This is a genomic window from Pseudomonas sp. P4_C8, from assembly GCF_056401975.1.
Map to the genome: position 1 here is coordinate 1 of NZ_JBFUIH010000008.1, position 26,228 is coordinate 26,228.

General features: G+C 59.5%; 20 protein-coding genes and 1 pseudogene. 7 read left to right on the forward strand and 14 right to left on the reverse strand.

The features are described from left to right. Positions 1–315 precede the first annotated feature (315 nt). The 7 genes and pseudogenes from AC1DWM_RS06790 to AC1DWM_RS06820 all read right to left on the reverse strand — a co-directional run bounded on the left by AC1DWM_RS06790 (position 316) and on the right by AC1DWM_RS06820 (position 12,079). Positions 316–3,351 carry a multidrug efflux RND transporter permease subunit gene (locus AC1DWM_RS06790; RefSeq protein ID WP_477794871.1) on the reverse strand — a complete coding sequence of 1,012 codons (3,036 nt, stop codon included), beginning with the start codon at positions 3,349–3,351 and terminating at the stop codon, positions 316–318. 13 nt (positions 3,352–3,364) lie between these two features. Next, entirely contained in the window at positions 3,365–4,513 is a 1,149-nt protein-coding gene (locus AC1DWM_RS06795; protein WP_223519804.1) for an efflux RND transporter periplasmic adaptor subunit, read from the reverse strand. A 218-nt stretch (positions 4,514–4,731) separates the two neighbouring features. Next, positions 4,732–5,829, reverse strand: a complete 1,098-nt coding sequence (locus AC1DWM_RS06800; RefSeq protein ID WP_223519806.1) for a DUF1513 domain-containing protein — start codon at positions 5,827–5,829, stop codon at positions 4,732–4,734. Positions 5,830–5,843: 14 nt separating this feature from the next. Continuing rightward, a complete protein-coding gene (locus tag AC1DWM_RS06805; protein WP_223519807.1) occupies positions 5,844–6,908 on the reverse strand; it encodes an imelysin family protein in 1,065 nt (354 codons plus the stop codon). Between the two features lie 27 nt (positions 6,909–6,935). Continuing rightward, the gene (locus tag AC1DWM_RS06810) at positions 6,936–8,363 is read right to left on the reverse strand and encodes a di-heme oxidoreductase family protein (RefSeq protein WP_477794872.1); all 1,428 of its coding nucleotides are present in this window, start codon (positions 8,361–8,363) and stop codon (positions 6,936–6,938) included. Between the two features lie 162 nt (positions 8,364–8,525). Further along, positions 8,526–9,794: pseudogene (locus AC1DWM_RS06815) on the reverse strand (imelysin family protein); the annotation flags it as partial. A 233-nt stretch (positions 9,795–10,027) separates the two neighbouring features. Then, complete coding sequence (locus AC1DWM_RS06820; RefSeq protein WP_223519812.1) at positions 10,028–12,079, reverse strand: putative bifunctional diguanylate cyclase/phosphodiesterase; 2,052 nt, start codon at positions 12,077–12,079, stop codon at positions 10,028–10,030. A 1,237-nt stretch (positions 12,080–13,316) separates the two neighbouring features. Here AC1DWM_RS06820 and AC1DWM_RS06825 point away from each other — a divergent pair. Next, a complete protein-coding gene (locus AC1DWM_RS06825) occupies positions 13,317–13,688 on the forward strand; it encodes a DUF6124 family protein (RefSeq protein ID WP_452627953.1) in 372 nt (123 codons plus the stop codon). 237 nt (positions 13,689–13,925) lie between these two features. Here the strand turns inward: AC1DWM_RS06825 and AC1DWM_RS06830 are convergent, their stop codons facing one another. From AC1DWM_RS06830 to AC1DWM_RS06840, 3 genes are all read right to left on the reverse strand, one after another. Then, entirely contained in the window at positions 13,926–14,522 is a 597-nt protein-coding gene (locus tag AC1DWM_RS06830) for a superoxide dismutase (RefSeq protein ID WP_095133215.1), read from the reverse strand. A 227-nt stretch (positions 14,523–14,749) separates the two neighbouring features. After that, on the reverse strand, positions 14,750–15,352 hold the full coding sequence (locus tag AC1DWM_RS06835; RefSeq protein WP_109634398.1) for a LysE/ArgO family amino acid transporter: 603 nt from the start codon (positions 15,350–15,352) through the stop codon (positions 14,750–14,752). 5 nt (positions 15,353–15,357) lie between these two features. Further along, the gene (locus AC1DWM_RS06840) at positions 15,358–15,759 is read right to left on the reverse strand and encodes an ACT domain-containing protein (protein ID WP_223520284.1); all 402 of its coding nucleotides are present in this window, start codon (positions 15,757–15,759) and stop codon (positions 15,358–15,360) included. A 96-nt stretch (positions 15,760–15,855) separates the two neighbouring features. Between AC1DWM_RS06840 and AC1DWM_RS06845 the strand changes: the two genes are divergently transcribed. The 3 genes from AC1DWM_RS06845 (at position 15,856) to AC1DWM_RS06855 (ending at position 18,794) form a co-directional block, all read left to right on the forward strand. After that, positions 15,856–16,749, forward strand: a complete 894-nt coding sequence (locus tag AC1DWM_RS06845) for a LysR family transcriptional regulator ArgP (protein WP_223520286.1) — start codon at positions 15,856–15,858, stop codon at positions 16,747–16,749. 55 nt (positions 16,750–16,804) lie between these two features. After that, complete coding sequence (locus tag AC1DWM_RS06850; RefSeq protein ID WP_223520288.1) at positions 16,805–17,797, forward strand: NAD-dependent epimerase/dehydratase family protein; 993 nt, start codon at positions 16,805–16,807, stop codon at positions 17,795–17,797. Positions 17,798–17,915: 118 nt separating this feature from the next. Beyond that, on the forward strand, positions 17,916–18,794 hold the full coding sequence (locus tag AC1DWM_RS06855; protein WP_223520290.1) for an ATPase: 879 nt from the start codon (positions 17,916–17,918) through the stop codon (positions 18,792–18,794). Positions 18,795–19,022: 228 nt separating this feature from the next. Here AC1DWM_RS06855 and AC1DWM_RS06860 read toward each other — a convergent pair whose 3' ends face one another. Both AC1DWM_RS06860 and pobA read right to left on the reverse strand, forming a co-directional pair. Beyond that, entirely contained in the window at positions 19,023–20,540 is a 1,518-nt protein-coding gene (locus AC1DWM_RS06860) for an MDR family MFS transporter (protein ID WP_223520292.1), read from the reverse strand. Between the two features lie 78 nt (positions 20,541–20,618). Next, complete coding sequence (gene pobA / locus AC1DWM_RS06865) at positions 20,619–21,803, reverse strand: 4-hydroxybenzoate 3-monooxygenase (protein WP_477794916.1); 1,185 nt, start codon at positions 21,801–21,803, stop codon at positions 20,619–20,621. Positions 21,804–21,990: 187 nt separating this feature from the next. Between pobA and AC1DWM_RS06870 the strand changes: the two genes are divergently transcribed. After that, positions 21,991–22,887: a helix-turn-helix domain-containing protein gene (locus tag AC1DWM_RS06870; protein ID WP_477794873.1), complete on the forward strand. Its 897-nt coding sequence runs from the start codon at positions 21,991–21,993 to the stop codon at positions 22,885–22,887. Between the two features lie 9 nt (positions 22,888–22,896). On the opposite strand, the gene AC1DWM_RS06875 is transcribed toward AC1DWM_RS06870, so the two are convergent. After that, the gene (locus AC1DWM_RS06875; RefSeq protein ID WP_223520297.1) at positions 22,897–23,073 is read right to left on the reverse strand and encodes a hypothetical protein; all 177 of its coding nucleotides are present in this window, start codon (positions 23,071–23,073) and stop codon (positions 22,897–22,899) included. A 356-nt stretch (positions 23,074–23,429) separates the two neighbouring features. After that, positions 23,430–24,335, reverse strand: a complete 906-nt coding sequence (locus AC1DWM_RS06880) for a LysR family transcriptional regulator (protein WP_223520299.1) — start codon at positions 24,333–24,335, stop codon at positions 23,430–23,432. Between the two features lie 230 nt (positions 24,336–24,565). Between AC1DWM_RS06880 and AC1DWM_RS06885 the strand changes: the two genes are divergently transcribed. Both AC1DWM_RS06885 and AC1DWM_RS06890 read left to right on the forward strand, forming a co-directional pair. Next, on the forward strand, positions 24,566–25,450 hold the full coding sequence (locus AC1DWM_RS06885; protein WP_223520301.1) for an MBL fold metallo-hydrolase: 885 nt from the start codon (positions 24,566–24,568) through the stop codon (positions 25,448–25,450). A 44-nt stretch (positions 25,451–25,494) separates the two neighbouring features. Beyond that, positions 25,495–26,109: an NAD(P)-dependent oxidoreductase gene (locus AC1DWM_RS06890; protein WP_223520303.1), complete on the forward strand. Its 615-nt coding sequence runs from the start codon at positions 25,495–25,497 to the stop codon at positions 26,107–26,109. Positions 26,110–26,228: the final 119 nt, after the last annotated feature.

A 26,228-nucleotide genomic window follows, 5' to 3' on the forward strand; every position in this document is an offset into this window, starting at 1 on the left:
CGCTCCAGCCCCTGCTAGAAAACATTGACCCCAGGTCAGACCGTCGCGGATTGATGCCTGCGCTCCTACCGGCCTTCGAGGCCTGAATGTAATCGGCATACCGTGAGCTCAACCAATGTTGGCCAGAAGCCAAAGATGGCTTCCTCGAATAGGCCTTATACATAGATGCAACCGGGTAGCAGTGTTTGAAAAGCAGGTAGACAGTGGGGGCGAGTCCATACATAGGAGCGAGCTTGCTCGCGAAGGCGGTGTGTCTGCCAGCAATGATGTCAACTGACCCACCGCTTTCGCGAGCAAGCTCGCTCCTACAAGGGGTTATGCGTGTTCTTTGGTGTCGGGTTTGGCCAGCAAGGTGTAAATGCACGGCAACACGAACAAGGTAAACAACGTCCCGATCGACATCCCCGTAGCGATCACCGTACCGATATCAAACCGGCTCACCGCACCCGCGCCCGTCGCAATGATCAAGGGCACCATGCCGAACACCATCGCTGCCGTGGTCATCAAGACAGGGCGAAGCCGAATGGCCGCCGCTTCCTCCACGGCTTCGCGAGCCGTCAGGCCTTTTTCCTTGCGGAGCACGTTGGCAAACTCGACGATCAGAATCCCGTGCTTGCTGATCAGCCCGATCAGCGTCACCAGCCCGACCTGGGTGTAGATATTCATACTCGACCAGCCGAGGAACAACGGGATCAACGCACCGCAAATCGACAGCGGTACGGTCACCAGAATCACCAGCGGGTCGCGAAAGCTTTCAAATTGCGCGGCCAGTACCAGGAAGATGATCGCCAGTGCCAGGGCAAAGGTTACCCACAGCGCGCTGCCTTCCTGAACGTATTGCCGCGACGAGCCGGCATAGTCGATGGCGAAGCCCTCCGGGGCTTCTTCCCGGGCGATCTGCCGCACGACATCGATGGCTTCCCCCATGCTGACCAGCGGCACCCCGGCAAGGATGGCCGAGTTGAGTTGCTGGAACTGGTTCAACTGCCGCGGCCGCGCACGGTCGGTCACGGTGATCAGGGTCGACAGGGCCAACAGTTCACCCTTGGTGTTCTTCACGTAGTAATTGTTGAGCCAGTCCGGGTTATCCCGGAACGGGCGTTCAACCTGCGCAATGACCTTGTAACTGCGACCCTCAATGGTGAACCGGTTGATTTCCGCCTCACCCAGCAATGTCGCCAGTGTTCCCCCCAGGTCTTGCATGGACACGCCCATCTGCGCGGCTTTGGCGCGGTCGATATCGACCACCACTTCAGGCTTGTCGAAGGCCAGGTCGACGTGAACGAAGGCGAACTTGCCGGACTCCATTGCGCGCTTTTTCACCCGGTCCATCACTTGCAGCAGCAACTCGTAATCCTTGGCCGTATTGATGACGAACTGAAACGGCAGCCCTTGGCCGGTGCCGGGCAGGGAGGGCAGGTTGAAACCGAAAATCTGCAAGCCCGGGATGCTTTCCAGTTTCGCCTGGACGTCGGGGCGTATCTGCATTTGAGTGCGATCGCGCTGGTTCCACGGCTTGAGCAAGAAGCCGCCGATCCCCGATTGCACGCCGTCGAAACCGTTGATCTGGAACGAAGAGTAGTACTCGGGAAACGCCTTGAAGATCGTGACGAACTCGTCGGTGTAGGTGTTCAGGTAATCGAGGTTGGTCGGTTGCGGTGCGTTGGCTATCATGAAAATGATGCCCTGATCTTCATCCGGCGCCAGTTCCGATTTGGTGAACTTGAGCAGCACCGGAATCAGGCACAGCACAATGACCGCGAACACCAGCACCACCGGCCGGGTGTTAAGGGTGCCGTGAAGCATGTGTTGATAACGGCGCTTCAGGCCCTCGAAAATCAGATCCAGGCGATGAGCCAGGCCGCTGGGGTTTTCATCGTGACGCAGCAGCAACGCACACATCATCGGTGACAAGGTCAGAGCAATGATCCCGGAGATCACCACCGCCCCGGCCAGCGTCAGGGCAAACTCCTTGAATAACGCCCCCGTCAGACCCGTAAGGAAGCCTATCGGCGCGTAGACCGCCGCCAGGGTGATGGTCATGGACACCACCGGCATGGCGATTTCCCGGGCGCCTTCGATGGCCGCATCAACCGGTGTCTTGCCTTCTTCGATGTGCCGGTGAATGTTTTCCACCACCACGATGGCGTCGTCCACTACCAGGCCGATGGCCAACACCATCGCCAGTAGCGTCAGCAGGTTGATCGAGTACCCCATCATCTGCATGAAGAACATCACGCCGATCATCGACAACGGGATCGTGACCACCGGGATCAGCACCGAGCGAAAGGCGCCGAGGAACAGGAACACCACCACAATCACGATCAGCACAGCCTCGAACAGGGTTTTCACCACTTCGTCGATCGAGGCCTGGATGAACAGCGTGGCGTCGTAGGCAATTTCACCTTTGAGGTTGGGCGGCAACTGGGCGTCCAGCTCCGGCATGATCTTGCGCACTTCCTTGATCACGTCCAGCGGGTTGGCGCCGGGCGTGGCCTTGATGCCGATGTACACCGAGGGCGTGCCGCCGAAGGAGCTGATGGTGTCGTAGTTTTCCGCGCCCATTTCAACCCGCGCCACATCACGCAACAGCACCCGACTGTCGCCATCGATCTTCAGTGGAATCGCCGCAAAGGCCTCGGCGGATTTGAGCTCGGTGTTGGCGTTGATGCTGGTCACCACGTATTCGCCTTTCACCTCGCCGGCGGCGGAAAGGAAGTTGTATTGACGAACCGCGTTGGTCACGTCGCTGGCGCTCAAGCCGAAACCGGCGAGCTTCACCGGGTCCAGCCACAGGCGCATGGCAAACACCTGATTGCCGAGAATCTCGGCTTCGGCCATGCCCGGCAAGGTCGCCAGTTTTGGCTGAATGACCCGCGACAGGTAATCGGTGATCTGTGGGTTGCTCAACTCCTTGCTGAAGTAACTGATGTACATCAGCGCCGAAGCGTCTGCCGATTCCTTGCTCAGTACCGGGTCTTCGGCGTCTTGGGGCAGTTGGTTCTTCACCTCGTTGGCTTTGGCCAGCAGTTCGGTGAACAAACGGTCAGTGTTGGCGCCAATACGCGCGTAGATCGAGATCACCGAAAAGTTCTGGCGACTGACCGAGGTCATGTAGTCGATACCCTCGGCGCTGGCCAGACTCTGTTGCATTGGTTGGGTGATGTAACCCTGAATGGTTTCGGCGTTGGCCCCGGGGTACGCGGTCGTCACCGTGATCAGGGCGTTTTCCATGACCGGGTACTGGCGCAGCGGCAGTTTGCCCCAGGCCTGAAAGCCCAGCAGCACTATCAACAGGCTGACCACGGTCGCGAGGACCGGGCGGCGGATAAACGGGTCGGTAAAAGCCATGGGGATTCCTTGATCAGTCCGCGCGCGGCTGACTGTTCTTCTCGGCTAGGGTCTTGTCGTCGCTGATAGTGATACGCGCACCGTTGTCCAGTTTGATCTGGCCGGCTGTGACCACTTTTTCGCCGTCCTGCACACCTTTGGTAATGATCACCATGCCCTCACGACGCTCACCGGTTTCAATGAAACGCCGTTCGGCGACCAGGATCGGCTCGCCCTTGTCGTTCTTTTCGACGCTACCGTCTTCGGCTTTTTTCTGCGCGACCACGTAAAGCGAATTGCCGTAGAGGGTGTAGGTAATCGTGCTTTCCGGCACGACGACGCGCGGCTGCGGGTTGGGCAACATCACTTGCAGGCTGGCGAACATGCCGGGCAACAGTTTGCCGTCGGGGTTGGCCAGGGTGGCGCGGACCTGCATGTTGCGCGTACTGCTCTCGAGTTTCGGGTTGATTGCGCTGATGGTGCCGGGGAAGGTTTGGGACGGATAGGCAGCGGCAATGATTTCAACCGGCTGGCCAATCGCGATTTTCGGCACCGACTGTTCAGGTACGAAAAAGTCGACATACAGGCTACTGATGTCTTGCAGGGTGGCGATCATGGTGCCGCTGGCCACATAGTCGCCGACGTCGACCTGGCGAATGCCGATGGTCCCGCTGAACGGCGCCAGGATGCTTTTCTTGCCAAGCGCAGCCCTGAGCTGATTGACCGAAGCCTTGGATCTTTTCAGTACGGCCGAGAGTCGGTCGAACTCGCCTTTGGAAATGGCTTGGCTGCCCACCAGTTGGCTGCCACGGGTGTAATCCAGCTGGGCCAGTCCGAGGTCAGCCAGAGCGGTTTCCAGCAAGGCGCTTTCCACGGCGCTGTCGAGTTTGACCACAGGCTGTCCGGCCTTGACCGTCTGCCCTGACTGGAACTGCACATCCGTAACGGTGCCGTCGGTCTCCAGGCTCAGATCCACTCCTTGCAATGCCTTGAGCGTGCCGACGGTAGGCAGGCGGGTTTGCCACGGACGTTCGGTAGCTGTGGCCACCGCGACACTGATCGGTGGTCTTGGCGCAGAGTGGCCTTGAATCATCGTGTAGATGGAGAAGGCTTTATAACCGGCCAGGACCAGCACGATCAGCAGAACAACACCCAACATGATCAGCATGCGGCGACGCAGCATATGTCCAGTTCCTTGGAGAAATCAGGTGAGACAGAGAGGCACATTACCCCGAGTGCGCGGGTGATTCCAACTGGCACATTTCACATGGCGCGCAAAACCCGTAGGAGCTGAGCTTGCTCGCGAAGACGGTGTGTCAGCCGACGGATATACCGACTGATACACCGCTATCGTCGGAACGCCGCCCGGAGCAAGCTCGACTCCTACAAGGTAGGGTGAGGTTAGATGAGATGCAGGTGGTTGTCCCAAAGCCCCGCCGGCAGCTCAAGGGGGGTTGCAACAAGGTTGGTCTGGCGGCAATCGTAGTAGCGGCAGCGGCCCTGTCCCGAGGTCACGACAAAACCATCGGCCACGGCGCCGACCCCGGCGCAATCGGGAAGCGGCGCATCCAGGCGCACTTCGCCGCTGTCCAGGTCCCAGATGAAAAAGCGGTTACCCCGGGGCGCGGTCAACGCCACCAGGCGCAGATCGCTGTGCACTGCAACACTGGCGGTGTAATGCCCCATCGCCTGCAACTGATGCTCGGGCACCGGAAAGGCCACGAACGGCTGGCCGGGACGCTTGATTGCCAGCAGTTCTGATGACTCGTGGGACGGCCCCATGAATTGCTGACCGGCAACGATGGTGCCGTCGCTGGCGATCCCCAGATGCCGCACGCTGTTCATCTGCTGGGCGAGTGTTTCCTTGCTCAGCAACGTGCCGTCGCGCTGCATCAGCACCAGGCTTGGCTCCATGGCGTTGAGGTTCATGTCGACCCGGCTTTCGGCCTCAGTGCGAATGCCGCCGTTGGCCACGACCAGGGTTTCACCATCGGGCATCCACGACACCTGATGCGGGCCGAGGCCATGGGTGGAAATCTCGCCGCTGTGTACCAGTCGCTCACCCTCGAACTTATACACACCCAGCAGGCCGCGACCCGGATCGGACGTGTCATTCTCGGTGGCGTACAACCAGTCGCCGCTTTTGTGAATCACAGCGTGACCGTAGAAATGCCGGTTCGGCTGCGAGGTCACGGTTTGCAGCAACGTGCCATCACGCAGGTCGATCAAGTAACTTTCGGTACCCGGACGACGGGCTACGAACAACGCAATCGACAGCGTCGGGTGGTTGATGATGTCGTGGCAGCGCTGACCGACCTGGGTGGCGAACACCCGGGTGCCGTCCAGCCGATAGCCGGCGGCGTAATGCTTGCCGTCGGTATCGTCCCGCGCCGACAGCAGCAACGGGCTTTTGTCCTTTTGCTTGAACAGCGTCCAGCCGCCCAGTGTCACTGCTCCCAGCAGCAAGCTACCTAAAGTCAGAGCCTGACGTCGCAGCATGGCACTCGTCCTCATCAGTCACCGTCGTTGGCGTTGAAGCCCAGTTGAATGCCCAGCGCCTTGGCCAGTTCGCCTTCGTGCAAGCGGTGAACAGCGTTGAGGCTGTCGTAGAGATCGTTCAGTTGCTGGCGACCGGCATCGTCGTTGAGCATTTCGGTGAGCGAACGCTGATTGCTGGCGAACAGTTTCAGCGACGCGGCATAAGCGGTATCGATCTTGTCGGCTAACGGTTTCTGCTCGCTCGGCAACAGACCGCGCAGGCCTTTGTTGTCGACGCCTTCCCACACGGTTTTGGCGGCGGCGAGGCTGGCTTCCAGGCCGGTCAGGGACGACTGGCTGCGCCATGCATCGGCCTGGAACGGTTGCGGCACACCCTTTGTCTGACGGCCCATCGGCGTGCCGAGTTTTTTCTTCAGGCTGTCGAGGGCGGTGACCTGCACGCGCAGCAGATCGGCGATGGCTTCGTGGGAGTCGGCGTAGCGCTGGTTCGGGAACTTGCTCATTTGCGCGAGCATGCCGTCGGTGTTGTTCCAGCTCTGCAGAATCTCTTCGGCCAGTTGTTTCTGACGCTCGCCAATCGCCTTCAGCAGTGGGCAGTATTTGGCTTTTTGTGCGTCATTGGCCACGTCCGGCTTGCTGTCGAACAGGATGTATTCATAGGCCGAGAGGCCCTGAACCACAACGCTGGACTTGGCCAGGGCGGTGGCATCGATCTGCGGCTGCGCAGTCACCAGTTGCTCGACCTGACGGCCGACCAGGTTTTTCTTGTCCGGCCAGAACTGCACCTGCCACGAACGGTTGCCCTCGGCCAGCGGCCCGATCAGCAGTGGTTGCAGCTCGGCCCAGGCTTTCTGCGCGTGCAGGAAGTCGGCGCGGGCGGTGTCGAGGTTTTCCTTGCCTTCGCAGTAGGCGAGGGCGCTGACAGCCAATTGGCGGTCGGCTTCAACCCAGCGGGTGTAGGTCGGCAAGATCACCGATTTGGCGATGGCGGCCGACGTCACGGCTTGCGGGTCCTGCGGTGAACAGGCGCCCAGTGCGAGTGCTGCAAGGCTGGTGAACAACAATTTGGGACGGAACATGTCGGGCTCCCGATTCTTTATAAGTGTTTAAAGTGAGTTCAAAAACGCCAGCAACGCAGCGCGCTGCTCGGCATTGAAAGACAAAACCTGTTGCTGCGCAGCCTGAGCTTCGCCGCCATGCCAGAGCACGGCTTCGAGCAGATTGCGCGCGCGGCCATCATGCAAAAACTGGGTGTGGCCACTGACCGCTTGCGTCAGGCCGATGCCCCACAACGGCGGGGTGCGCCAGTCGCGGCCACTGGCCTGGAATTCCGTGCGGTTGTCGGCCAAGCCGTCGCCCATGTCATGCAGCAGCAGATCGCTGTACGGGCGAATCACTTGATTGGCCAGTTCAGGTTCGGCGGCGTTGGCGGCGGTGGTGTATTTCGGCGTGTGGCAGGACTGACATCCCGCCTGGAAAAACAGAGTCTTGCCGGCCAGCACTTGCGGCGTACTGACATCGCGGCGGGCCGGTACGGCAAGGTTACGGCTGTAGAACAACACCAGACGCAGGATGTTGTCGCTGACTTCTGGTTCACCGTCGGGGCCGGTGCCATTCGGCGCCTGTTTGCAGGCAGTTTGCGCGTCTGTGCAATCGTCGACGGGCTTCAGGCTGGTGGTCAGGCCCATGTCGCCGGAAAACGCATGTACATTCTGTTGATTGAGGTTCGGTTGCCCGGCTTTCCAGCCAAATCGTCCGAGGACGGTCTTCTGCTGCACGTCATCCCAGACCCGGTTCGGGCGTCCGGCGATGCCGTTTTTATCCTTCGCCTGCGCCTCGGCATTAGCCAGGATCGCCTCGTCAGGTATGGCTTCGAGTAAACCCAGGCCAATCATTGGCGGGGCGACGCGCGCCGAAAAACGGGTATCGGGGTGCATCGGGCCGTAGCCCAGTTGGGTGATGTTCAGGCTCGGCTTGCGCAGTTCGACTTCAGTACCGTCCTTGAATCGCACTGGAACGGGCGTGTAATCGACGCGCACTTTGCCTTCCGGGGTTACGCCGGGTACGGCCATGTCCTGGAATTGGCCGCCGTAGACAGGCTCAGGCACCACGCCGAGCTGCTCGATGACGTTGGCATAGGCCGGTGCATCGGGGATCGACAGGCGCACCAGCATCGACACGGCATTCGCTGCGTCAGGTGTCGGCGGATGGCCACGACCGTCCTTGATGTGGCAGCCCTGACAGGCGTTGGTGTTGAACAGCGGGCCGAGGCCGTCGCGGGCGGTGGTGGTCGACGGGGCGATCACCCAGGGGTTGCGGAAGAAACTGTTGCCGACGCTGAAGTCCACGCGCCGTGACGGCGGCAGGTTGGCGGAGGGCAGGGAAAACGAGTTCTGATCAGTCTTGCGCACAGTCGCGCTGCCACCGGACCGGGCTTCACCGGGTTCGGCCTTGGTAAAACGCGGGGAGTCATCGCATGCACTCAGGCACAGGGCCAGCAACAGTGCGGACAAGCGAAGAGGCAGCGGGGGCATCAGACATCCTGCAAGACGAGCAAAACAAGGGCGCAAAGTCTAACAGGGCAGGGGAGTTTGAATAAGAGGAATTATCGTTTACTTGATGTGACGCAAGGATTATTTGGTAAACACCATCCCCTGTAGGAGTGAGCCTGCTCGCGATGGCGGTGTGTCAGTCGGGGAAGCGATCGCGTCACGGACGATCTGGTTGCCAGCGGTGTTGCCGGCAGCGATCAGCTGGTCGTAGTGCTCACCCTTGTTGGCGTGATCGACGATGACCTGCATCTTGGCTTCGGTTGCAGCCAGGTCGGCTTTCAGCGCGGTGTCGGCAGCCGGGTCGGCCTTGGCCACCAGGGACGACAGGCTGGCACCGGTCATTTTGGTGCCGTCGACGCGGGTGTACTCACCCAGGTACACGTTACGAATGCCTTTGGCATCGTAGAACTGCGAGTTATGGGTGTTGTCGCTGAAGCAGTCGTGTTCGTCTTCCGGGGAATTGGCTTCCAGGGAAACCTTCATGCGCTCGCCCGCCAGTTCGCCCAGGGACAGGCTGCCCATGCCGAACAGCATTTTGCGCAGGCCCGAATCAACCGGTTCGGCTTCCAGGGTGGCGCGGTAGTTGTCGGCCACGTTTGGCTTCCAGTTACCGACCATTTCTTCCAGGTCGTTGACCAGCAGTTGGGTCACGGCCTTCAGGTAAGCGCGGCGACGATCGTTGTGACCGCCGGTTGCGCCTTTGCCTTCCAGGTAGTCGGAGGCTGGACGGTTGCCGGCGCCAGGGCCGGTGCCGTTCAGGTCCTGGCCCCACAGCAGGAATTCGATGGCGTGGTAGCCGGTGGCGACGTTGGCCTCGGAACCGCCCAGCTCGTTCAGGCTGGCGAGTTTTGCCGGGGTGATGTCTTTCACGTCGATCTTGTCTTCGCCTACCTGAACCTGGGTGTTGGCGATGATGTTGGCGGTGGCGCCCGGGTTACCCAGTGCGTGTTCGTAGGATTTGTCGACGTAGTCGATCAGGCCTTCGTCCAGTGGCCAGGCGTTAACCTGACCTTCCCAATCGTCGATGATGGTGTTGCCGAAGCGGAACACTTCGCTCTGCAGGTAAGGAACGCGGGCAGCAATCCAGGCAGACTTGGCGGCTTTCAGGGTGTCGGCGTTCGGCTTGGCGAGGAAGGCGTCGACGGCGGTTTGCAGGGTCTTCGCGGTGGATTCGGCATCGCTGTAAACGGCGAAGACGATGTTGTCGTAATTCTCGACAACAGCTTTGGCGGCGGCTTCATCGACTTTACTGACAGCGGCAGGGGCGACAGCAGGTGCTGGTGCAGCAGCGGCAGTGCTGGCGGCCGGAGCAGGTGCTGGCGCGGCGGCGGTCTTGTCTTTGCCTTCGCCGCAACCGGCGAGGGAAATAGCGATGGCCAACAGACTGGCGGTAGCCAGAGGCATACGAATCATGGCGAACATCCTGCTTCAAGAGGGGTGGACTGGCGCTTCACGCGCGCAAAACTGCGACATAATGCAAATCTTTCGCATTATGTGTAAAGAGTGCAGGTGGAAATATTTCTTATTCACGCGGACGTTGTGTCGTGAATCAAAAGATCGCAGCCTCGTTTCACTCGACAGCTGCTACAGACACACGCGGTCCTGTAGCAGCTGTCGAGTGAAACGAGGCTGCGATGTCCGGAGACCTACAAAATAGCCGCGTTATTGCGCTGGGCCTGTTTCAGGTAGGCACTCAATTCCCGTGCCGGCAACGGTTTGCTATAGAGGTAGCCCTGACCTTCGTGGCAGCCTTCGGAGATGATGTAGGCCTCTTGCTCGGCGGTCTCCACGCCTTCGGCAATCACTTGCATGCCCAGGCTCTTGCCCAGTTGGATGATCGCTCGAACGATGGTTGCGTCGTCGTCGTCATCGAGCAGGTCTTGTACGAAGCTCTTGTCGATCTTGATCTTGTCCAGCGGCAGGCTTTTCAGATAGCTCAGTGACGAATAGCCGGTGCCGAAGTCATCGATGGCGATCAACGCGCCGGAGCGACGCAGGCTCAGCAGGTGCTGGGCGGCTGTGCTGATGTCTTCCATCAGGCCGGTTTCGGTCACTTCCAGTTCCAGGCTGCGCGGTGGCAAGCGGTACATTTGCAGCAGGTTATTCACCACTCGCGGCAGCTCGGCATGGTGCAGCTGTACGGTGGACAGGTTCACCGCCATGCGCAGGTCGGGGAAGCCCTGATCGTGCCAGTCGCGCAATTGCTTGCAGGCCTGATCCAGCACCCATTCGCCGATGGCAATGATGGTGCCGTTCTGCTCGGCCAGCGGAATGAACAGATCGGGAGGCACCATGCCATGTTCGGGATGCTGCCAGCGAATCAACGCTTCGACGCCCACCACCCGGTGATCGCGGTAGCTGATTTGGGGTTGGTAAACGAGGTAGAACTGATCGCGGGCCAGCGCATCGCGCAGGTCCTTCTCCAGTTCGCGACGACGGCGCATCTCGGTGTCGACGCTGGCGATGTAGAACTGATAACGGTTGCGCGAGCGGGTTTTGGCCAAGGTCATGGTCTGCTCGGCTTTTTGCAGCAGCTTTTCGGTGCTGTCACCGTCCTCGGGGAACAAGGTGATGCCGATGGTCGCACGCAGTCGGATTTCCTGATGATCGAGGGCAAACACCGCTTCCAGATCATCGAGAATGCTTTGCGCCAGTTCGGCCGCTTCGTAAGGTTGTTCGATATCGGCCTGGACCAGGGCGAACTGGTCACCACCCAGACGGGCGAGGGCGCCGAGGCGGCCACTGTGAGCCCGCAAGCGATCGGCCAAGGCCAGCAGAAGTTGGTCGCCGGCCTGGTAGCTGAATTGTTCGTTGATGCCTTTGAAGTCGTCCAGACCGACCACCAATACCGCGACCCTCCGTTGCAATTTGCCAGCATCGATCAGGATCTTGTCCAGTTGTTGCTGCAATTGCTGGCGGTTCGGCAAGCCGGTAAGGAAGTCGTACTGGGCCATGCGCAACAGGCTGTTTTCCGCTTCGTGGCGCAGGTGGGTGTTGCGTTCGATGGATTCGAGCAACTGGTTGGCGGTGTTGATCCAGATCCCCAGTTCGTTCTTTTCGTGACCCTTGAGCTGCGGAATTTTGTGTTCGCTGGGGCGATCAGGATTGATTTCGGTCAGGTGCTGGATAATCCGCGACAACGGTTTGGTCAGCAGCCAGTGATACACCAGGTACAGCACCAGGCTCATGGCCATGGCGCGTAATACGCCGGAGATGAAGATGATGACCGAGCTGACGATGAACCCTTGCCCGTAGGTGGCGGTGTCGAGGGTGATGCTCAGGTCGCCGTAATATTCACTGTAAGGGCCGCGACCGACCAGTTGGGTGGTGAAGGTGCGTTCCTTGCCAAGGATCAGGTCGGTCAGCCAGCGGCTGTCTGAATGCTGCAATTCGCGGGTTTTTTGCGCGAGCATGGCTTCGTTGGGATGGCCGATGGAGGCTTGGCGCACGGCGTCGTCCTGGAACAGGCCTTCGATCACTTGCATGCCCATTTCCCGGTCGAGGCTATAGACGGCCTGGGTCGAGGGGTCGCGGAACATGTCGAGGATACGTTCGGCATCGTTGGCTACGGCCTGGCGCGTCTTATAGGCGTCGAAAACGATTTGCGCACAGCTCAAGACCACGCCGACGATCAATGCCGACAGGAGGACGACCCGGAGCAACTTCACCGACAAGCTGTTCTTGAGTTCCAGCTTCAAAGGGTTATTCCTTGTTCCGTGCGGGTAGCATCAAGTTGCCATGAGTATTGGCAATCCCGTGATGGCAGTCAAAGGGACAATCCATTACAGGGGGTTTTGCCTGTGGGCTTGGCCGATATGCTGTTGTCTGGGGTATTTGTCCTATTAGTACTGTGTCGGTAGTTGGGTCCTTCACTTGAGGGGATTGGGATAATTTTTCCTTCTCGGTTGATGGTAGTCGGCTATGGCGGTGCGGCAAGGGGGTTAAGGCTGGTTTCATCGTCGGAAATTGCCCCGTTTTTTACTGATGTACGCGTTCTAACTGTAGGAGCTGGCTTGCCAGCGAAGGCGGCCTGAAAGCCGACCATGATTTTGAATGGTGTACATATCCATTCCTGCGGTAACGGCCGCTAATGGTTTCGCTCTTACAGCGAGTCCCTTTTGTCAAACGCCACAAAAGGAACCAAAAAGGCTCGCCCCGAGCGTCCGGCCCCTCGCCTGGGCTCGGCGTTCCTTCGCTCCGGTATCCATCCGGGGACACTGCCCTCCGGTCGGCTTCGCTTCGACCTACATGCAGCGTGTTCGACTGCGTCGAACGGCGCTGCGCGCCACTCCCCGGATGCACACCTCCACTCAGCCTCCCGAAGGGGCGGGCAGATCAAGATCAAAAGCTGAAGGCGAGCTAACGCTCGGCCTGATGAGTGGTGAGGAGCAAGGGCTGTACGCCGATCTATTGTGGGAACTGCCTTGCCTGGAAGGCGGCCTGACAGCCGACCAATCTCCAGCAGATGTACACCATCCCCCTGTAGGAGCTGGCTTGCCAGCGAAGGCGGCCTGACAGCCGACCAACCTCATTCTGCCGCCCCCCGACTGATCGTTCCCATGCTCCTCCGTAGGAATGCCGCCAGGGACGCTCCGCGTTCCATTTTTGAGTGTTGAAAGATGTGTAAGAAACACAGAGCTTTCCCACGCATTTTTCAGGTTGCCGGGTAGGAAGCAGTGTCTCTAACCTCTGGCTGTCGCTGAAACCTCAGCGACCGGGTGTGAGAGCCCGGCAACTTATGGTCATCCAGTGTCTGTACACGCATAATCGCCGCCAGCTTACTTGCTGCCGGTAAATGCGTTATGGCGGCTGTGTGCGGGCGGACTTCGGTCCGGCCGGGTGTCCATAACCGGTCTTCTCACCTCGCACATAGCTGCCACCTCTTCGCCGTGTGAGAAGCGGCAAGTGGAGGCTCCAACGCTGGAGAAATTTTCAATGGACAAATTGATTCCCGATCCACCCTTCAACACCACAACCCCTGACGCCGAAGACACCCGGTCCGAAGCGCTCCTGCGAGACCGCGAAGCCATAAAACGCGCCCTCGACTACTACCTCGATCCCCCGTCGCAATACACCGAAAAACCCCGCCGCCCCAGCACGATGTACATGATCGCTCCCAACATGGACACCGAAAGTCTCCTGGCCCAAGCCTGCGAGTCATTGGCCTCCGCCAGTGTCATGACCAGCGATTTCGCCGCAAACCTGATCGGCCCGCAGCGTAATACGGTGTTGGCGATTCAGCAGATCATCATGCTGGCTGAGTTGGCGGTGAATCGAGCCTTGGATAACGTCGATCCGCAGGGCTGATCCAAGACCGCGTTATCGTTCATCGTCGGAACGCCGCCCGGAGCCGGCTCACTCCCACAGGATGCAATGTCGTTCACGAATTCGATATACGACACAAATCAACTGTAGGAGCGAGCCTGCTCGCGAAGGCGGCGGGGCAGTCGACTCAATTTTAGAAGTCGCACAGTAATCTCGAACATTTCCCAAACCCATAAAAAAACCCGGCATAAAAGCCGGGTTTTTTGACTGGCGTCGAGCTTAAGCGGTGAAGGTTTTGCCTTCGAACTGCTCAGCCACGAATTTCCAGTTGACCAGGTTCCAGAACGCTTCGACGTATTTCGGACGAAGGTTGCGGTAGTCGATGTAGTAGGCGTGTTCCCAGACGTCGCAGGTCAGCAGCGGGGTGTCGCCGTTGGTCAGCGGGTTGCCGGCGCCGATGGTGCTGGCCAGGGCCAGGGAACCGTCAGCCTTTTTCACCAGCCAGCCCCAACCGGAACCGAAGGTACCGATGGATGTCTTGCTGAATTCTTCCTTGAACTTGTCGAACGAACCGAACGCAGCGTTGATGGCATCAGCCAGCGCGCCGGTTGGTTGACCGCCGGCGTTTGGCGCCAGGCAGTTCCAGTAGAAGGTGTGGTTCCAGACCTGAGCGGCGTTGTTGAAGATACCGCCGGAGGAAGATTTAACGATTTCTTCCAGAGTCTTGCCTTCGAACTCGGTGCCTGGCACCAGGTTGTTCAGGTTCACGACGTAGGTGTTGTGGTGCTTGTCGTGGTGGTATTCCAGAGTTTCCTTGGAAATGTGCGGCTGCAGGGCGTCGTGTGCGTAAGGCAGCGGCGGCAATTCGAAAGCCATGATGATTCTCCTAATCAGGTCAGTTGCGGTGAGCGCAAGGCCGATCACGGGCGGCCAGACAAGCGCCGGGGAGTTTGTACTCTTTGCGGCGCAGGGAATCGGATCATAGCACCGGGGTTGCCGCATAACCACGCAACAACTGTGTGGAATAGAGGTTCAAGGGGATGCCCTCACTAAATGGCGCGACCGTCATTTAGTGAGGGCATCCCCTTAGCCTTTTGGAATAATCAGGGGGCAACGATTAATTGAAAGGCCACTGCAAACATCATCACCGCGACCAGCAGATCGAGAATCCGCCAGGTGCTCGGCCGCGCGAGCCAGGGTGCCAGCCACGCCGCGCCCAACGCCAAGGTGAAGAACCACAGCAACGACGCACTCGCCGCGCCCACGACATAAGCACCAGGTTCGGTTTGTTGCGCACCGAGGGAGCCGATCAGCAAAACCGTGTCCAGATAAACGTGCGGGTTAAGCAGTGTCACCGCCAACGCACTGAGCATGACGGCGCGCAGTGAGCGAACGGTTTGGTTTTCTCCCTGTTGCAGGCTCTGTTTCGAGCAGGCGCGGCGCAATGCCTGGCTGCCATACCAAATCAGAAACACCGCGCCGCCCCAGCGGGCAACCGCCAGCAATGTCGGGTTTTGCGCGAGCACGGTCGCCAGACCGAACACGCCCGCGGCGACCAACAGTGCATCGCACGTCACGCACAATGCCGCCACCGGCAGGTGATGTTCACGCCGAAGACTTTGCGCCAGCACAAACGCATTCTGCGTGCCGATCGCCATGATCAGCCCGGCGGCCACTAGCAGGCCGTTCACATAGCTTTGCCACATAAGGTTTACTCCGCGTTGGCTGCAAGGTCGCGCAGCACTTGCACTGCACGTTCGGCGTCGGCCTGACCGACAAACAGGTGATCGTGGTAGTAACCGGCGATCACATTGCAGCTGATGCCGGCCTTGCCTAACGCGGTGGCGAAGGCGGCGGTCAGACCGACGGCTTCCAGCGCCGAGTGAACATTCAAGGTGATCCAGGCCGCGACGTAGTCGAAGCTGAAACCGGCTTGTTCGGCGTGGGTACGTTCCAGAATGACGGTCAGACCTTCCTGCTCGCGAAAGCTGCCGACGATCTCGAGGCCCGCCGGCAGCTTGCCGTCGCGCAGGGTGCAGAACACGTATTCGCCGGCGTTGAGTTGCGGGCTCATGCAGCGCAGCAGGGTTGCCAATGATGTTTCGCCAGCCATGTCGGTGTTCCTTGTTCAAGAGATCTTGATGGGCATTCTCTGCTGCTAACCTGTATAAGAAAAACCAATCATGCTGATCGCTCATTAGGAAAACTGATGTTCGACTATAAATTACTCTCTGCCCTGGCCGCCGTGGTCGAGCAGGCCGGTTTCGAACGGGCCGCGCAGGTGCTCGGCTTGTCGCAATCGGCGATCTCCCAGCGGATTAAGCTGCTGGAGGCGCGGGTCGGCCAACCAGTATTGGTTCGGGTCACACCGCCCACCCCGACGGAAATCGGTCGGCGCCTGCTTAACCATGTGCAGCAGGTGCGTTTGTTGGAGCGCGACTTACAGTCCCTGGTGCCGGCGCTGGATGAAGAAGGCCTGCCGGAGCGCCTGCGCATCGCATTGAATGCCGACAGCCTGGCCACGTGGTGGGCGCAAGCGGTGGGCGACTTTTGTGCCGAACAACACCTGCTGCTGGATCTGGTGGTCGAAGACCAGACCGTCGGCCTCAAACGCATGCGTGCCGGCGAAGTGGCGGCGTGTGTCTGCGCCAGTGAGCGCCCGGTGGCCGGTGCCCGCAGCGTTCTGCTGGGGGCCATGCGTTATCGGGCGTTGGCCAGCCCGGCGTTCATCGCGCGCCATTTTCCGGAAGGCGTTCGCGCCGACCGATTGGCGAAAACCCCGGCGCTGGTCTTTGGCCCGGATGATTTCCTACAGCATCGCTACCTTGCTTCGCTGGGTGTGGATGGCGGTTTCGAACACCATTTATGCCCCTCGTCTGAAGGCTTCATTCGCTTGACCGAGGCCGGTCTCGGTTGGGGGCTGGTCCCGGAATTACAGGTGCGCGAGCAACTGGAACGCGGTGTATTGAGGGAGCTTTTGCCAGATAAGCCCATCGACGTGCCGCTGTACTGGCATCATTGGCGCAATGGCGGTCAACTTCTGGGGTTGTTGACCGATCAATTGGTGCGTTCGTCGAAGCAATGGCTGGTGCCGTTGGACTGACGGACAGCGTCAAGACCTCTCGAAATACGCAAAACGAAAGACATCGGAGCACTACATGAAAATTCTGGTCACCGGCGCAAGCGGCTTCATCGGCGGACGTTTTGCGCGTTTCGCCCTGGAGCAGGGCCTGGACGTGCGGGTCAACGGTCGCCGGGCCGAAAGCGTCGAACACCTGGTGCGCCGTGGCGCGGAGTTTATTCAGGGCGACTTGAGCGACCCGGAACTGGCGCGCGACCTGTGTTCAGACGTCGAAGCCGTGGTCCATTGCGCGGGGGCGGTGGGGCTGTGGGGGCGTTATCAGGACTTTCATCAAGGCAACGTCCAGGTCACCGAAAACGTGGTTGAGGCTTGTCTGAAGCAGCGCGTTCGTCGGTTGGTGCACTTGTCCTCGCCGTCGATCTACTTCGATGGCCGCGATCACTTGGGGTTGACCGAAGAACAGGTGCCCAAGCGTTTCAAACATCCCTACGCGGCGACCAAATTTCTGGCCGAGCAAAAGGTCTTCGGCGCCCAGGAATTCGGCCTCGAAGTCCTGGCACTGCGCCCGCGTTTCGTCACGGGCGCGGGTGACATGAGCATTTTTCCGCGATTGCTGAAAATGCAGCGCAAAGGACGCTTGGCGATCATCGGTAATGGCCTGAACAAGGTCGATTTCACCAGCGTGCAAAACCTCAACGAAGCTTTGCTCAGCAGTTTGCTCGCCAGCGGCTCGGCCTTAGGCAAGGCCTACAACATCAGCAATGGAACGCCGATTCCATTGTGGGATGTAGTCAATTACGTCATGCGCAACATGGAAGTCCCACAAGTGACGCGCCACCGTTCCTACGGTTTGGGCTACACCGTTGCGTCGCTCAACGAAGGGGTGTGCAAACTGTGGCCGGGGCGTCCCGAGCCGACCTTGTCGCGCCTGGGCATGCAGGTCATGAACAAAAACTTCACCCTGGACATCAGCCGCGCCCGGCATTATCTGGACTACGATCCGAAAGTCAGCCTCTGGGCCGCCCTCGATGAATTTTGCAGTTGGTGGAAGGCTCAGGACATCCGCTGACGTGACAACCCCGCCTGCCAGCACTGAACCGAGTTGGGTGTAGAGAGTCAATCGGTGCGGCAGTGGGGGTTATACTCGCCGCATAAAGCCATCACCGCGTTCCACAAAGGTTGACTCAATGTCCATGCGTAACGATGCCAACGACGATTTCGAGAATGTACCTAGCCTGCGTGCTGACAGCCTCGACGATGATGATTTTCCGCCCACCGTTCGTACCCGCGTGCATTCGCGGCCGGCGCCGGCGGTCCAAGTCAAAAGCGCCAGCACCGGCCCGCTCTGGGCATTGGTCGGCGCGTTGTTTATTGCGTTTGCCGGCCTTGCCTGGTGGAGTTTTCAGCAGATCTCGCTGATGGAACAACAACTGGTAGCGACCCAGGAAAGTTTCGCGCGTATCAGTGAAGAAGCGGCGGGGCGTTTGCAGGACATTTCCGGCAAGGTCGTCGCCAGCCAGACCAACGTCACTAGTGACAGCGAAGCGTTGAAACTGCAAATCAAGGACCTGGAGACCAAACTGCTGGATCAAGGCAAACAGCAGCAAGGCGTTGTCGGTCAGGCCTCCGATCTGGACAAGCGTCTGGCACAGATGACGGCACAAACCAGCGATCTGGATAAGCGTCTGGCGCAACTCACCGCCCAGGACACCGAGCACCAGACGGCCAATACGCAATTGCAGGTTCAGGTCAAAGCCTTGAGCGCTGAGTTGACCGCCCTGAAAAGCGCACCGGACGACAGCAGCAAATTCGACGCTCAGCTCAAAAGCCTCGGGGCCGACATTGTCGCGCTGAAAAAACAAGGCAATCCAAGCGCCGCTATCGAGCGTCTGGAGCAAGAGATGATTGTGCTCAAAAGCGAGCAGGACAACCGCCCGGCCGCTTCGCAAGGCGCCACCAATACCGCCGAGTTCGACGCGTTCCGCGGCCAGGTCACCCGCAACATCAACACCCTGCAGGCGCAGATCCAGAATCTGCAGCAGCAGCTGCGCGCCCGGGGGCAATAGCCTGGCCGATCAACACCTGTAAGGTTGAGGATAAGCATGTCTACCTGAAAAAGGTCGGGCATTTTCTGGTGGCTGTCGGGTATTACAGCCCTTGATTTTCAGTGACTGATAAACTGCTTTCGCGAGCAGGCTCGCTCCCACAGGATTTCCTGTCGTACACAAATGCTGTGATCACTGGAGATCCACTGTGGGAGCGAGCCTGCTCGCGATGGCCGCAACTCGGTGCAACTACCGGACCTTATCCTCCCGCCCCCGCAACAACATATTCGGCATCGCAACCGCTGCCGCCAGCCCCAGCAGCGACACCGCCGCACTCACCATCAGCAAATGCCTGAAAGTCAGCAACAACTCGGCGCGCAAGGCGTTTTGGGCCTCCCCCGGTGCGGCGTTCAAGCCGTCGAGCAAGACATTGCCCGAACTGCCCTCGGCAATCAGCGACGAACCGGCGATGTGGGCAAAGCTGGAGTCCTGCAACAATGCCAGCAGCAGCGCCGACATCAACGCCACCCCCACCGCTCCGCCCAGCGAGCGAAACAGGTTGGTGGTGCTGGTGGCGACACCGATATCACGCTGTTCCACCGAGTTCTGCGTGCCAACCAATGACGTCGGGAATTGCATGCCGCTGGCGATCCCGCATAACAACATAAACAGGCTACTGAGCCAAAAAGTCTGCGGTGGGCTGAACGCCATGCCCAGAATCGCGATCGGCATCAGCGCTGCACCGGTCAGGATCATCGGTTTGTAGCGGCCGGTCACCGAGGTCCGGCGTCCGGCAAAGTACGCGCCGATCGGCAAACCCATCGCCAACGGCAACAGGTGCAGCGCAGCGCTGTCGGCCCCGGCGCCAGTGACACTCTGGAAGCGCAGCGGCATCAGCACGATCAGCGAGATCGCCTGGAAGCTGGTGAAGAAAATCGTGCACCAGCACAGGATCGCATTGCGATTGGCGAACAAATGCATCGGCAGCAACGGTTCCCGCGCTCGGCGTTCATGCCAGACGAACACCCCAAGCACCAGCACCGCACAGGCAAACAGTCCCAGCACTTCGGCGCTGCGCCACGAATGACCTTGGCCGACTTGAGTGATGCCCAGCAACAACGCGGTCAATCCGATGATCATCAGCAAGGTGCCGAGGTAGTCGATGATCGGCTTGCGCTGCGGCACCGGCAGCCCGACCAGTGTGCGATTGGCCACCAGCCAGGCCCCAACGCCCAGCGGCAGATTGATCAAAAACACCCAACGCCAGGACAAGTACTCGGTCATGTAGCCGCCAAGCACCGGGCCCGCCACGCTGGCCACGGCGTACATGCTGCTGAAATAGCCTTGATAGCGCCCGCGCTCCCGGGGCGGGACGATGTCACCGATGATCGCCTGACTGACCGAAATCATCCCGCCCGCGCCGATGCCTTGAATGATCCGCGCAAGGACCAATTGCTCCATGCTCTGGGCCATGCCGCAGAACAACGAAGCGAGGGTGAACAGCCCCATACCGAACAGCATCAGCTTGCGACGGCCATACAAATCGCCGAGCTTGCCGTAGATCGGCACCGCCACTGTCATCGCCACCATGTACCCGGAAATCACCCAGGCCAGCAGGCTGACATCCTTGAACTGGGCGGAAATCGCTGGCATCGAGACGGCGACGATGGTCTGGTCCAGCGCCCCGAGAAAGATCGCCAGCATCAGGGCGATCAGCACGCTGCGAATGGCCGGTTTGGGCGTGTCAGGCTGGTTGAGATTGGTCACGGTAAAACCTGTGGGCAGTGATGGACCCGCCAGGAGTGAGGCGAGCGGTAATGCTCGCCAGTGTAAGTCGGTAGCTAGCTATTCGATAGCCTCGTATGGAAGCCCGACGTAATTTTCTGCGATGGTTTTTCGACCGGCTTCGGAGCCGACAAAGTAGTCCAGCTCCGACTCGCTGATCCGCTGACTGAAAGCGTCATGGTCATCGAATCGGTGCAGCATCGACGTCATCCACCAGGAAAAACGCTCGGCTTTCCACACCCGGCGCAGGCAGATTTCGGAGTATTTCTCCAGCAAATCCACGCGTCCTTCCCGATATACCTTCAACAGAATATTGAACAACGTGCTGACGTCACTGGCGGCCAGGTTCAGGCCTTTGGCGCCGGTGGGTGGGACGATGTGCGCCGCGTCGCCGACCAGGAACATCCGCCCGAACTGCATCGGTTCGACCACAAAACTGCGCAACGGCGCGATGCTTTTTTCGATGGACGGGCCTGTGACCAACGACGCTGCCAACGCTTGCGGCAGACGCGATTTCAGCTCATCCCAGAAACGCTGATCAGACCAGTCCTGCACCTGATCCTCGGCCGGTACCTGGAGGTAATAACGGGTGCGGGTTGCCGAGCGCATGCTGCACAACGCAAAACCGCGCTCGTGGCGGGCGTAAACCAGCTCTTCGTGCACCGGCGGCGTGTCGGCAAGAATGCCGAGCCAGCCAAACGGATAGACCCGCTCGAAGACCTTGAGGCAGTCGTCCGGGATCGATTGGCGCGCCACGCCATGGAAGCCATCGCACCCGGCGATGTAGTCGCAATCGAGGCGATACGTCTCGCCATCCTTCTCAAATGTCACAAAAGGTTCTGCGGTTTTCATCCCGTGCGGTACGACTTTGCTGGCGTTGTAAATCGTCTGCGCACCGGCCTCCCGACGAGCGGCCATCAGGTCGCGGGTAACCTCGGTCTGGCCATACACCACCACGGTTTTGCCGCCGGTCAATGCGTGCAGATCGATGTGCACCTGGCGACCGTCGAGCGCCAGTTCGAAGCCGTTGTGCACCAGCCCTTCGGCATCCATGCGCTGACCCACCCCGGCCTGACGCAACAGCTCTACCATGCCTTGTTCAAGGACGCCGGCACGGATTCGCCCGAGCACATAATCCGGGGTCTGGCGTTCAAGAATGAGGGTGTCGATGCCGGCGTTGTGCAGCAACTGACCGAGCAGTAAACCGGAGGGGCCAGCGCCAATGATGGCAATTTGGGTCTTCAGTGTTTTCATTGTTTTTAAGACTCGCAAGCTCCACGCGGCCACGGCCGGTGAATTATTTTTATGGATCGAGTGCTTGCATTTTTCCCTTGCGAGTCTGTCAATTGAAGGTGAAAACTGAGCGGATACCTGTACATTCTGCCAATCGGTGCGATTATCGCCCGTAACCCACGAGGCCTGGATTGAAGTGATGAACAAGCCTGACCTGCCTTCGATTCCAGTGTTCAAGCTCTATGGTGAAAGCCTGGACTGGCCAACCCCGGACTTGTTGCACTGCGAAACCATTTCCAAACGCAGCCGCGAACACCAGTGGGAAATCAAACCCCACCGCCACGCCGATTTGTGCCAGTTACTCTTCGTCTTCAAAGGTCAGGCAGAGCTTGAAATCGAAGGGAAACGCACGCAACTGACTGAGCCGGCGATCCTGATCCTGCCGCCGTTGTCGGTGCATGGTTATCGGTTTACCGAGGACGTCGAAGGGTTTGTATTGACCCTGGCCGCGCCGCTGGTTGCCCATTTGCAGGCGCAACTGGGCAACTCGGTGAATGCGCTGGCCCAGCCCGAAAGCTACCCGGCGGGCAAGGACGGCGACTACCTCAACAGCCTGTTTTCAGCACTGCAAGACGAATACACCGGTCACCAGCCGGCGCGTGAAATGCTCATGCATTCACTGGTCAGCGTGGTCATGGTCTGGGTCAGCCGGCAGGTGATCACTCGCCGCAACGCGAGCCAGCGTCCGCAGCGCGCCCGGGAATACCTCAACGGGTTTATTCAACTGGTGGAAGAGACGTATCGCCAGCACGTCAAGGTCGAAGACCTGGCGCATCGGCTGGGGATTTCCGTGTCCCACCTCAACGGCACCTGCCGTGAGTTGGCGGGACAACCGGCGTTGCAGATCATGCACGAGCGGCAATTGCTGGAGGCCAAGCGTTTGCTGACCTACACCAGCATGACCATTTACGAAATGTCCGACGTGTTGGGATTTTCCGATCCGACCAACTTCACGCGCCTGTTCCGGCGTCGAGTGGGGATTTCGCCCAAGGCGTTTCGCGACCGTTTGAAGGCCGATCAGGACAACGAGGCCTGATCCCCTTCGTCACCGCAGGGCGTTGAGGGTCGCGTTGTGGGGGATGCAGCGCTCGAAGTTGCAGCTCGCAAACTCGCGGGGCAGTAGACGCGCTTGCTCGACCCGCCAGGCCGCGGTGCCATACAGCGCCAGTGTCACCGCGCAGGTGATGAAGATGGTGAGGTACCTTCTCGTTTTGATGTTCATGGCGTTGACCTCTGAACAAAATACCCTCGGGTATTACTTTGAGCATAGGTCAGCGCCAGTGAGTTGCCATTAAAACAGGCATCGCCTGTACCCGATATTCAGAACACTGATGTGCCCCTTGTAGGAGCTGGCTTGCCAGCGAAAGCGGTTTGTCATCCAACATCTACGTTGATTGACCCACCGCCTTCGCTGGCAAGCCAGCTCCTACAGGGGATTGGTGTCGAACCCCATAGGCTGTGGCGCCCCCTATCAAACTGTAGGAGCTGGCTTGCCAGCGAAGGCGTCGTCACATCCAACATTGATGCTGACTGACATTCCGCTATCGCTGGCAAGCCAGGCTCCTGCAGGGACGGTGTTTACAGGCCTAGATCCCAATCCGGTTTTTGCGGGAACCTCAAAACGAGAAAATCCAGCAGGCTGCGCAGCGCCGCCGGCATGTGTTTGCGTGAGGCGTACACCGCGTAGATGTTCATTTGCCGGGGCTCGGCCTGGGGCAGCAGGCGGATCAGTTCGCCGCTGTGAATATGCACGCCCGCCTGATAGGTGGGCAGCATCGCCACCCCCGCGCCGGCCATCGCCGCGCGCAGCAACGTGCTGGCTTCGTTGGCGCTGATGTTGCCTTGTACCGGTACCGAGACCGGTTCGCCGTCCTCCTCGAAATGCCAAAGGCTTTTGCCGAAGTAGGAATGGGTCAGGCAGTTATGCCGGCTCAGATCCTCCACCCGCTGCGGCGTCGGATGTTCACGCAGGTAAGCGGGGGAGGCGCAGATCACCGAGCGACAGACCGTCAGCCGCCGGGCAATCAGGTTCGGGTCCAGGTCGTTGCTGGTGCGAATCGCCAGATCAATGCGTTCATCCACCAGGTTCACCGTGCGGTCGAGCATCTGCATGTCGATGCTGACGCCCGGGTATCGTTTGACGTAGGCCGCCATGGCGTCCGCCAGTTGTGCCTGACCAAACGAGGTGCTGACGCTGATTCGCAGTAATCCTCGTGGCGTATCGTCCGGCTCGCTGACGGCGGCTTGCATGTCCGTGGATAAGTCGAGCATCTGCCGACAGCGGGGCAGCATCTCGGTGCCGGCGGCTGTCAGGCTCAACTTGCGGGTCGTGCGGTGCATCAGCCGGGCGCCGAGCCAATCCTCCAACTCCGCCAGATAGCGCGACACCACCGGGCGTGACAGGTCCAACTGGTCAGCGGCGGCCGACTGGCTGCCGAGGTCGACCACGGTGACGAACACCCGCATTGCTTGTAGACGATCCATGATTTGCACGCTTTCAGAAACAAACTATGTTCCAGCATCGCATTTTTTGTACTGAGTCATGTAACTAAGCTCTGTCCCACCGTAGGAGCTGGCTTGCCAGCGAAGGTCGTCAACGATGACGCGTGCAGGATGGATGAACGCGGCGCGCTGGAATGCTTCGCTGGCAAGCCAGCTCCTACGAAGGGCGAACCGCATCGCCCATTTAAAGCCATGGGACAACGGAGCAACAGATGATCGGTTTCACCACTTTAAAGCGCATTTTACTGGCAGGCGCCACCCTCGGTTTCGCCGCCCATGCAGCAGCATCGACCCTGACGCTGGATGTCTACAACCCCGGCGACAAGGCGATCTTCCCGGTGACTTCGGTACTGGTCAGTGGCGAAAAGGAGGCGATCCTGGTGGATGCGCAGTTCGGCAAATCCCAGGCCGAACAGGTTGTCGAGAAAATCCGCGCCAGCGGCAAGCAACTGACCACTATCTACATCAGCCACGGGGACCCGGATTACTACTTCGGCCTCGACACCCTGACCGCTGCGTTCCCCAACGCCAAAGTGCTCGCCTCGCAGCCGACCGTGGACCACATCAAACACACCGTCGACGGCAAACTGGCGTTCTGGGGACCGAAAATGGGCACCGACGTACCGGCGAAAACCATCGTGCCCCAGGTACTCAAGGGCGACAGCCTGATGCTGGAAGGGCAGAAGTTGCAGGTGGTGGGACTAGAGGGGAAACAGCCGGATCGCACCTTTGTCTGGATTCCGTCGATCAAAGCGGTTGTCGGTGGGGTAGTCGTGGCAGAGAACATCCACGTCTGGATGGCCGACACGCAAACCCCGCAGTCTCACGCCGATTGGTTGACTACGCTGCACTCGATCGAAACCTTGAAACCGAACACCATCGTGCCGGGGCATTACCTCGGTGACAGCGCTCGCTCCCTGGCGGCCGTGCAGTTCACGGCGGATTACATCAAGGCCTTCGACGAGGAAACCGCCAAGGCCAAAGATTCCACCACACTGATCGCCGCGATGAAAAAACGCTTCCCGACACTGGGCGAAGAAAGTTCGCTGGAGCTCAGCGCCAAAGTCGCCAAGGGCGAGATGAAGTGGGGTGAATGATCGTTCCGCATGCACTAACTCACCTGAGCCAACTGGAGAATGTCATGAGCAAAATCGCAATCATCGGGGCCACCGGCCGTGCCGGCAGCCAACTGTTGGAAGAGGCGCTGCGTCGTGGTCACAGCGTCACCGCCATTGCCCGCGACACGTCGAAAATCGACCAGCGTGCCGGTGTGGTCAGCAAGAACGTCGATGCCCTGAATGCCGAAGCGTTGCAAGCAGCTGTTGCGGGTCATGACGTGGTAATCAGTGCCGCGCATTTCTCGACGCTTCCCGCCGCTGCCGTGATCGGACCGGTGAAAAAGGCCGGGGTGAAACGTCTGCTGGTGGTGGGTGGTGCCGGTTCGCTGTTGTTGCCGGATAGCACCCGCGTAATCGACAGCAAGGGCTTTCCCGAGGCGTACAAGGCCGAGGCGGGTGCCGGTGTTTTGTTCCTTGAGAACTTGCGTCAGGAAAACGAGCTGGACTGGACCTTCCTGTCGCCGTCGGCGGAGTTTGTCGAAGGTGAACGCACCGGCGTGTTCCGGATCGGCAAGGATGATTTGCTGGTGAGCAGTGCAGGGCGCAGCTGGATTACGTTTGCCGATTATGCGATTGCGATGATCGATGAAGTGGAAGTGCCAAAGCATTCCCGTCAGCGGTTTGCAGTCGGTTACTGATCCCCGCAACACCGCAAACTCTGTAGCAGCTGGCGAAGCCTGCGTCCGGCTGCGCAGCGGTCGTAAACCCTGTATCCACGGTTTTTCTGACATACCGCGGTGTATGGTTTTACGACTGC

Bases quoted from the DNA above. Each gene is read 5' to 3' on its own strand.
- AC1DWM_RS06790 (WP_477794871.1), bottom strand. From the start codon at position 3,351: ATGGCTTTTACCGACCCGTTTATCCGCCGCCCGGTCCTCGCGACCGTG.
- AC1DWM_RS06795 (WP_223519804.1), bottom strand. From the start codon at position 4,513: ATGCTGCGTCGCCGCATGCTGATCATGTTGGGTGTTGTTCTGCTGATC.
- AC1DWM_RS06800 (WP_223519806.1), bottom strand. From the start codon at position 5,829: ATGCTGCGACGTCAGGCTCTGACTTTAGGTAGCTTGCTGCTGGGAGCA.
- AC1DWM_RS06805 (WP_223519807.1), bottom strand. From the start codon at position 6,908: ATGTTCCGTCCCAAATTGTTGTTCACCAGCCTTGCAGCACTCGCACTG.
- AC1DWM_RS06810 (WP_477794872.1), bottom strand. From the start codon at position 8,363: ATGCCCCCGCTGCCTCTTCGCTTGTCCGCACTGTTGCTGGCCCTGTGC.
- AC1DWM_RS06825 (WP_452627953.1), top strand. From the start codon at position 13,317: ATGGACAAATTGATTCCCGATCCACCCTTCAACACCACAACCCCTGAC.
- AC1DWM_RS06830 (WP_095133215.1), bottom strand. From the start codon at position 14,522: ATGGCTTTCGAATTGCCGCCGCTGCCTTACGCACACGACGCCCTGCAG.
- AC1DWM_RS06835 (WP_109634398.1), bottom strand. From the start codon at position 15,352: ATGTGGCAAAGCTATGTGAACGGCCTGCTAGTGGCCGCCGGGCTGATC.
- AC1DWM_RS06840 (WP_223520284.1), bottom strand. From the start codon at position 15,759: ATGGCTGGCGAAACATCATTGGCAACCCTGCTGCGCTGCATGAGCCCG.
- AC1DWM_RS06845 (WP_223520286.1), top strand. From the start codon at position 15,856: ATGTTCGACTATAAATTACTCTCTGCCCTGGCCGCCGTGGTCGAGCAG.
- AC1DWM_RS06850 (WP_223520288.1), top strand. From the start codon at position 16,805: ATGAAAATTCTGGTCACCGGCGCAAGCGGCTTCATCGGCGGACGTTTT.
- AC1DWM_RS06855 (WP_223520290.1), top strand. From the start codon at position 17,916: ATGTCCATGCGTAACGATGCCAACGACGATTTCGAGAATGTACCTAGC.
- AC1DWM_RS06870 (WP_477794873.1), top strand. From the start codon at position 21,991: ATGAACAAGCCTGACCTGCCTTCGATTCCAGTGTTCAAGCTCTATGGT.
- AC1DWM_RS06875 (WP_223520297.1), bottom strand. From the start codon at position 23,073: ATGAACATCAAAACGAGAAGGTACCTCACCATCTTCATCACCTGCGCG.
- AC1DWM_RS06880 (WP_223520299.1), bottom strand. From the start codon at position 24,335: ATGGATCGTCTACAAGCAATGCGGGTGTTCGTCACCGTGGTCGACCTC.
- AC1DWM_RS06885 (WP_223520301.1), top strand. From the start codon at position 24,566: ATGATCGGTTTCACCACTTTAAAGCGCATTTTACTGGCAGGCGCCACC.
- AC1DWM_RS06890 (WP_223520303.1), top strand. From the start codon at position 25,495: ATGAGCAAAATCGCAATCATCGGGGCCACCGGCCGTGCCGGCAGCCAA.